This window comes from Cellulomonas biazotea (genome assembly GCF_004306155.1).
GTDB lineage: Bacteria > Actinomycetota > Actinomycetes > Actinomycetales > Cellulomonadaceae > Cellulomonas > Cellulomonas biazotea.
Genome location: NZ_BIMR01000099.1, coordinates 1 through 7,923, shown reverse-complemented (window position 1 = coordinate 7,923; position 7,923 = coordinate 1). Strand labels below are relative to the sequence as shown.

Annotated in this window: 6 protein-coding genes and 1 pseudogene; 4 read left to right on the top strand and 3 right to left on the bottom strand. The window is 76.9% G+C overall.

Going from position 1 to position 7,923, the window contains the following annotated elements:
- From CBZ_RS07965 to CBZ_RS07955, 3 genes are all read right to left on the bottom strand, one after another.
- A partial coding sequence (locus CBZ_RS07965; protein ID WP_130781040.1) for an ATP-binding protein occupies positions 1-2,062 on the bottom strand: 2,062 nt, incomplete at its 3' end.
- Positions 2,059-2,280, bottom strand: coding sequence for a hypothetical protein (locus CBZ_RS07960; RefSeq protein ID WP_130781039.1), 222 nt, complete (start codon positions 2,278-2,280; stop codon positions 2,059-2,061). The genes CBZ_RS07960 and CBZ_RS07965, both read right to left, overlap by 4 nt.
- A gap of 214 nt (positions 2,281-2,494) precedes the next feature.
- A complete protein-coding gene (locus tag CBZ_RS07955) occupies positions 2,495-3,856 on the bottom strand; it encodes a trypsin-like peptidase domain-containing protein (protein ID WP_130781038.1) in 1,362 nt (453 codons plus the stop codon).
- A 302-nt stretch (positions 3,857-4,158) separates the two neighbouring features.
- On the opposite strand from CBZ_RS07955, the gene CBZ_RS07950 reads away from it, so the two are divergent.
- The 4 genes and pseudogenes from CBZ_RS07950 to CBZ_RS07935 all read left to right on the top strand — a co-directional run.
- Positions 4,159-4,827 carry an RNA polymerase sigma factor gene (locus CBZ_RS07950; protein ID WP_130781037.1) on the top strand — a complete coding sequence of 223 codons (669 nt, stop codon included), beginning with the start codon at positions 4,159-4,161 and terminating at the stop codon, positions 4,825-4,827.
- Entirely contained in the window at positions 4,824-5,348 is a 525-nt protein-coding gene (locus CBZ_RS07945; protein ID WP_130781036.1) for a hypothetical protein, read from the top strand. The genes CBZ_RS07950 and CBZ_RS07945 overlap by 4 nt, the downstream gene beginning before the upstream one ends.
- Before the next feature lie 16 nt (positions 5,349-5,364).
- Positions 5,365-7,062: a S8/S53 family peptidase gene (locus tag CBZ_RS07940; protein ID WP_130781035.1), complete on the top strand. Its 1,698-nt coding sequence runs from the start codon at positions 5,365-5,367 to the stop codon at positions 7,060-7,062.
- Between the two features lie 30 nt (positions 7,063-7,092).
- Positions 7,093-7,923 (top strand): annotated as a pseudogene (locus CBZ_RS07935) (CHAT domain-containing protein); the annotation flags it as partial.

Genomic DNA, 7,923 nt, shown 5'->3' with positions numbered 1-7,923 from the left:
GCGCGCGCCCGCGCTCGACGACGTCGTCGTCGCCGCGGGCCACCGCGGCGTACAGCGTCATGAGCTGGGCCGTCGGTGCGAGCGGCTCGGGGACGTCGGTGCGGACGGGCCCGGGGGACAGGTCGCCCTGCACGAACCGGAACAGGTGGCCGAACATGACGAGCTCCAGGCCGTAGCTGCTCCACAGCATGCCCGACGACCGGGCCCGCTCGACGGCCTCGGCGGCGACGTCGACGGCCTTCGTCACGTCGCCCGCGTAGTACCGGTTGTTCGCCAGGTTGTACATGGTGCGCAGCTCGGTCGACAGGTCCCCGGCCTGCCGGGCGAGGGCGAGCGCGTCGCGCAGCAGCCCGGCCGCGCGGTCGGCGTCGTCGACGACGAGCACCGCGAGCGACGTGACCGCGTCGGCCTCCGCGTCGACCGCACCGGCGTCGCGTGCGGCGGTCGCCGCCTCCGTGGCGTACCGCTTGGCCTCGTCGTCCTCGTCGGAGTTGAGGGCCGCCCGCGCGTACGTCGCGAGCGCCCACGCACGCGCCGCGGACGGCTCGGTGAGGACGTCGAGCGCCTGCCGGGAGACGCCCATCGCCTCACGTCCCCGGTCGGCGCCCGTGAGGTGCCGGGCGAGGCACGTCCGCAGCGCGGCCTGCCGGGTGGGGTCGTCGGCTGCCTCGTCGACCGCCGCGCGCGCGAGCTGGACGGCGCGGTCGAGCTGGCCGGTGCGGGCAGCCGCGGTCGCGGCGGCGTCGAGGACCGACACGTGGTCCTGCCCGAGCGACGTCGCCGCGTCGGGCACCGCCGTCCACAGCCGCAGCACGACCTCGAGGTGGTGCAGCTCCTCCACGGGCGCCAGCAGGTCGTGCGCCTGGCGGGCGGCGTCGCGCGACGCCGTGAGCGCGGTCGCCAGGTCGGGCGCGCGCAGCGCGTGCCACGCGAGCTGCGACGCGGTGCCGAGCGTCTCGTCGCCGCGCAGCGCCTCCAGGTACGCGCGGTGCAGGCGCGCCTGCTCGCCGGGCAGCAGCTCGGCGTAGACGGCCTCCGCGAGCAGCGCGTGCCGGAAGGCGATGTGCGCGCCGTCGACCACGAGCACGTGGTGCACGACGGCCTCCCGCAGCGCCGTGTCGACCGTCCCGGGCGCCGTCAGCGCGACGTTGCCGTCGGCGACCACCGCGGCACGCAGCAGCGGCTCGGTCACGCGGCGGCCGGCCGCCGAGGCGACGCGCGCGAGCTGCTGCACCTCGGGGTCGAGCACCTCGAGCCGCGCCCGCAGCACGTCCGCGAGCGACCACGGCAGCTCGCCGTCCGCCCCGGACTCGACGAGCTCCTCCGCGAAGTACGCGTTGCCCTCGGACCGGTCCTGCACCAGGCGGAGCGTCGACTCGGGCAGCGGTCCCCCTGCGACCGCCGTCGCGAACTCGCGCAGCTCGTCCGCCGTGAAGGGCTGCAGGTCGATCCGCCGGACGCGAGGGTGGCGCGCCAGCTCGGCGGCGACCGGCCGCCACGGGTGCCGCCGGTGCAGGTCGTCCGTGCGGTAGCTGCCGACGACCAGCACGTGCTGGTCGCGCAGGCGGGACACCACGAAGCGCAGGACGTCGCGGCTCGACGCGTCGGCCCAGTGCAGGTCCTCCAGCACGAGCAGCAGCGGGTGCTCGGGCGACCCGACGGCCGCGACCGCCTCCACCACGCCGTCGAACAGCTGCAGGCGGCTCGCGGCGTCGTCCGTCCGGCCGTCGTCGTCCGACGCCCCCGGCAGCAGGCGGCGCAGCGCGGGCCGCTGCTGCACCACGGCGTCCACGGCGGCCGGGTCGAGGTCGCGCAGCTGCACGAGCGCCTCGGTGAACGGCAGGTACGGCAGGCCGATCTCGCCCAGGTCGACGCAGTGCGCGAGCACCACCCGGGCGCCGCCCGCCGCCGCGAGGTCCGCGACGTGCCGCAGCAGCCGGGACTTGCCGACGCCGGCGTCCGCCGCGAGCAGGACGGCCGCGGGGTCGCCCGCAGCCGCGCGACGCAGGCCCTCCGACAGCTCGGAGACCTGCGCCGCGCGGGCGACGAAGGGTGTGCTCATCGGGCCACGTGCCACGCCCCCGATCCTCGCAGCAGCCACCCACGCACCGCTGCCCCCCGGCTGCGGCCGGGACGGACGGTGCGGCGGTCGGCCGCGGCGGGACGGTGCGGGTCGTGCGACGCGCGGGCCGTGGCGGCCCGCGGGTGCGCCGCCTCCACCAGCTGCTCGCGACGGAAGGCGAGCTCGGCGTCGAGCGCGGGTCCCCACAGCTCGGTCATGGTGTCCTCCTCCTCGCGGTTCCTTCTTCCGACGACCCTGACGATGCTCGTGAGGGGGTGGGTGCCGGATCGGTCGGTCGACGGGTTCCGGGGACGGGTCCCGGGTGAGGTGCGTCTGAGGTACCTCAGACCGGCGTCGTCGCGGCGCTCGGCCAGGTCAGGCAGCGGGACGCCCGCCGCACGGTGGCGGCGGGCGTCCCGAGGTGCGCGGCTCTCACAAGGGGGTGCCGCAGTCGGTGCAGAACTTCTGCCCGGGCGTCGTCGCGGCGGTGCACGTCGGGCACACCGTCGTCGGCTCGGCCACCGGCGGCGGCGCGACCAGCACGGTCCCGCCGGGCCACGGCGCCCCCGGCGTCGCCGCGACGGGCCGGGCGACCGGGGCTGCGGCCCCGCCGTCGACGCGAGGCGGTGCCGCCGGCAGCTGGACCGGGTACGTCACGGGCGGTGGGACCGCCGGTGCGCTGCGGCGACGGGCCCGGATCGCGAACGCCGTCACCGCCCCGATGCCGAGCAGGAGGACGAGGCCACCGCCCACGAGCACGGCGGGTGCGGGTGCGGTCGTACGCTGGCCGGCCACGGGTGCGGTCGCCGCCACCGGTGCGGGGTCCTCCTGCGGGACCTGCGCGGGCAGGAGCGTGACGCCCTTGGCCGTGAGCCACTCCCGCAGGTCGGACGCGTCGGTGATGAAGTTGAAGCTCTGCCCGTCGAGGGTCCCCGACGAGATGAGCCCGACGACGTTCCCGAGCGGGTCGAGCGTGGGCCCGCCCGACATCCCGGCGGTGAGGTCCGCGCTGACCTCCGTGCGCGGCACGCCCTCGTCGGTGATCTGCTGGCTGCTGACCGTGCCCGACTTGAAGCTCGCCCGGGCCCGGGTGGCGTCGGTGACGTCCTGGACCGCACCTGCGAAGCCGATGGCCGTGACCTCGGTGCCGCTGGCCGGGTCGGCGTCGGCGACCGGCAGTGCCGTCGCACCGGTGACCTCGGCCTTCAGGAGGGCGACGTCGCCCTCGTCGAAGGCGCGGTAGTCGACGACCTGGACGGCCAGCGGGTCCTCGATGACGATCCCGTCGACGGCCTTCGGCTGGATCGCGTAGACGATCCGCTCCGGCTCCGAGCCGGCGTCGAGCCCCTCGACCGGCCAGTTCATGTAGGCGGTGTCGAGCAGCGACACCGCCTCGTCGGTGGTGAGGACCCCCGTCGCGACGAGGTCGGCGAAGAACGCGTCGACGAGCGCGTGCCGGCCCTCGACGGGGTCGACGCAGTGCCCGGCCGTGGCGATCTGGCCGGTGTCGGACACGAAGAAGCCGCTGCAGCCCGTGGCGATCTCGAGCTCGTCGCTCCAGACGGTGCCCGACTCGCCGGGGAACCCGACGAAGCCCGACCACGCGACGTAGAGCTGCACGACGGCGGCCTCGTCGTGGGCGGTCCCGGTGTCGGCGTCGGCCGGGTCGGAGGTGGCGGCGCCCACGGAGGGGGCCGTCAGGACGGTGCCCGCGCTGATGGCGGCGGTGGCCGCGACGGCGAGGACGGTACGGCGGAGGCCCGGTCGGCGCCGGGACCTGCTGGTCGAGCGCATGGTGGTGCTCCTCGGTTCTGGGTCGATCCGGCCCTCGCCGGCGGAGCCGGCGGCGGACCTGCGGGGTGTCGTCGCGAGCGACGAGGACGGCGGCGCCCACCGGACGGTCGTGCGCCGCGAACGGTGGTACGAGGCGTGCCGTCGCGCCGGTGATACGTCCGGCCCGCTCTTCACCCGGTCCGCCTCGCCGGGCCCCCGGGGCCGGGCGTGCGCCCCCGGAAAGGCGTGCGAGGACGGATCGCGCCGACCGGTATCAGGCGGACCGTTGCGTGCCTCCTCGCCGCACCATGAAGATGTTGAGCATGCGAGGGGGCGACCTCGCCCGGTCCGGTGACGACCCGTCACCTGCACGGACCGCGGCGCGGGCGGGAGCTCCGCACGCCGGGCAGCACGACGTCACCGCGGCGGGCGGACCCTCGGTGTGGGACCTCGCCGCCGACGCGTTCCGCCGGTGGCGCGCAGGGACCCCGGGCGCGATGGAGGACCTCGTCGCCGTCATGACGCCGGTCCTGTGGAACGTCGTCCGCGCGTACGGCCTGGGCACCGCCCCGGCGCAGGACGCGGTGCAGGGCACCTGGATGGCGCTGCTGCGCCACGCGGGGAGCGTCGCGGACCCGCAGGCCATCGGCTCCTGGCTCACGACGACGGCCCGGCGGCAGGCGTGGCGCACGGCCCGCGCCACCCCGCCCGTCACCGACGGCGACGAGGTCCTCGGTCGGGTCGTCGACCGTGCCGGGACGCCCGAGGACGCCGCCGTCGCGCACGACGAGGAGCAGCGGCTGTGGGACTGCGTCGACCGCCTGCCGGAACGCTGCCGCCGGCTGCTGCGGATCCTCGCGTTCGAGCAGCGGCCCCACTACGAGGACATCGCCGCCGACCTGGGCATGCCCGTCGGGAGCATCGGCCCGACGCGCGGGCGGTGCCTGGCGAAGCTGCGCGCCGCGCTGCAGGCCGAGGGAGGGTGGGCATGAGCCACGACGACGTCGACGGCCGCCCCGCCGGGACGCACGCCCCGGGGAGCCCGGACGACCAGCGCCTGCTCGACCGGCTCCGTGCGATGTGGCTGGTCCGCGACCGGCCGCCGGACGACCTGGTCGACGCGGTCGTCGCCCGGATGGCGGCGAGCGACCTGGACCGGCAGTGGGAGCTGCTGTCGCTGGTCCACGCGACGGACCGGCTCGCGGGGGTCCGCGGCCTCGACGGTCCACGGACGCTGACCTTCTCGGGCGACCTGGTCACCGTGGTCGTCCGTGTCAGCAGTGAAGCGGAGGACCGGCGCCGGGTGGACGGGTGGGTCGTGCCGCCCGCGCCGCTCGTGGTCCGCGCGTTCCGGGCGGCGGCGGAGCTGGCGTCCACGACGGCGACCGCGGACGGCCGCTTCGAGCTCGCCGACCTGCCCGCGGGGACGACGACGCTCCGGCTCGGCCCCACCGACGACCACGCCGACGCGGCGACCCGCCCGCACCTCGTGAGCCCACCCTTCGAGCTGTGACAGAGAGGACCCCGCGATGAGCAGCGACGACGCCGACCAGCGGCCCCGCCCGGACGACGCGGACGGCCCCGAACCGCCCTGGTGGCCCCAGGTCGCCGGTGACCTGGCTGTCGTCGGCTTCCTCAGCGCGGGCACCGACCCGGTGACGGGCGAGCCGGTCGCGCCCACCCAGTACGCCCCCGACCACGTGCTGGTCTCGACGCTGGCGCCGGTCGACGCCGCCGTCGCGGTGCTGCTGGACGCGGCGGCCGCGCTCGGGTGGGGGCTCGCGCAGGACGAGGCGTTCGGCACGGTCGTGCTCGACGAGGACCCGGAGGACCTGGTCGAGCGCCAGGAGCGCCTTCCGTGGGCGACCGGTGCACCCGGCGTGGTCCGGTTCGAGCTCACGGTGCAGCCCGGCGCCGCACCGCCCGACGCGTGGCGTCTGCTGCAGGCCGCCCGGGCGCGCGTGCCCGCCGGTGACGACGTCCTGCGCGGCGTCTCCCTCGACCACGTCCTGACGATCGGCGCCCGGCTCGCACCGCGGCCGTTCCACTCGACGAACCCCTTCCACTCCACCAACCCGTTCCACTCGACGAACCCGTTCCACTCCACGAACCCGTTCCACTCGACGAACCCCTTCGGGCGCGCCGCGGCGTCGGCCGTCCTGTCGTACGCGGCGCCCGGGACGGGCGGCCTGCAGCCCGTCGCGTACGTCGGGCCCACGCCCCAGCGGCACGAGGTCGTCACCGGCCGGCGGCCGGTCGTCGGCGTCCTGGACACCGGCTGCGGCGAGCACCCGTGGCTCGGGCACGTCAACACGCTCCCCGTGCCGGGCGGCGCGATCGGCCGGACCGGCCCGACCGACGACCCCGAGCGGGTCCCCGACCAGCACGAGCGGCTCGTCGGGGCGCGCGACGCCGTCGCGGGCCACGGGACGTTCATCGCGGGCCTGCTGCACCAGGGCGCGCCGGACGCCGACCTCCTGGCGTGGCGCGTCGTCGGCTCGGAGGGTGCGGTGCTCGAGAGCGACCTGGTGAAGGCGCTCGTCGCGGTCGCGGGCCTGGTCGTGCGCTACTACCGGGGCGCCGCCGACGGCGCACCGCTCGACGTCCTCGTGCTGCCCGTCGGGTACTACTGCGAGACGGTCGCCGACGCGCTGTTCGGCCGCACGATGTACGAGGTCCTCGCGTCGATGGGCCGACGAGGCACGGTCGTCGTCTGCTCCGCGGGGAACGACGCGACGGAGCGGCCGCTCTACCCGGCCGCGTTCGCCCCCTGGGACCAGGCGCGCATGGCGCCGGGCGACGTCGACCCCGTCGGCCGGCGGGCGCGCGACGCGGTCCCCGTGGTGTCCGTCGGTGCGCTCAACCCGAACGGCACGGACGCGCTGTTCGGCAACTCCGGGTGCTGGGTCAGCACCTACGCACCCGGGGCGGCCGTCGTCAGCACGATGCCGCGGGGCTTCTCCGGCAGCGCCGAGCCGGAGGCGCGCGTGCGGGTCGGCGGGCGCACGCGCGAGTCCGTCGACCCCGACGACTTCACCGGCGGGTTCGCCGTCTGGAGCGGGACGTCGTTCTCCGCGCCCGTCCTCGCGGCGACCGTGGCGCACCGCCTGCTCGGCCGGCTCCGCGACGACGACGGCGTGCGGGGCCGCACGGCCGCCGTCGCCCGTGCCCGCCGTGCCCTCACGCAACGACCCGCGCTGCTGCGCCCAGGCCCCGCCCTCCCGTGACGTGCAGGGCAGGACCCGCGACAATGGGCCATGCTGACGGCGCAGGAGCTGTTCGACCGCGCGGTCGACCTCGGCAACGCGGGACGTCACGCCGCCGCCGCGCGTGCTCTCGCCACGGCGGCCGGACGCACGAGCGACCCCGACCTGGCCGCACGCATCGCGGGGACCCGCGCCTACCTGCGGGCGGAGACGGGCGACCCGGCCTCCGCGATCGCCGCCTGCCGTGCCGCGCTCGCGGACCCCGGCCTGAGCGACCACACGCGCGCCGTCCTCGTCAGCCAGATCGGTCTCGTCGAGCTGCGCAGCGGACGCCTCGACGACGCGCTGCGGCACCTCACCGCCGCGACGCCGCACCTCGCCGCCGACCCCGCCCGACTCGGCCGCGTCCTGCTCAACCGGGGCCTGGCGCACCTGGACCGCGGGCAGGTGGACGCGGCCGAGCAGGACTTCGCCGCGGCCGCCGACGCGCTGGAGCGCAGCGGCGAGGTCGTCGAGCGGGCCAAGGCGCGGCACAACGCGGGGTACGCGGCCCTCGTGCGCGGCGACCTCGTGCACGCGCTCCAGGCGATGGAGGACGCCCGCACGGTCCTCGTGACCCTGTCGCCCGTCGCCGTGGCCGTCTGCGACCTCGACCGTGCCGCGGTGCTGCGCGCGGCGGGGGAGACGACGGAGGCCGTCCGCCTGCTCACCGGCGTCGCGCGGGTGCTCGGCGCGCGCCGGCTGCGGCAGGCGCAGGCGGAGGCGGAGCTCGCGCTCACGGACGCACTCCTGCCCGCCGACCCGGCCGCGGCGGTCGTCGTCGCCCGCCGCGCGTCACGGAGGTTCGCCGCGCGGGGCAACGCGCTGGGCGCGCTGCGGGCG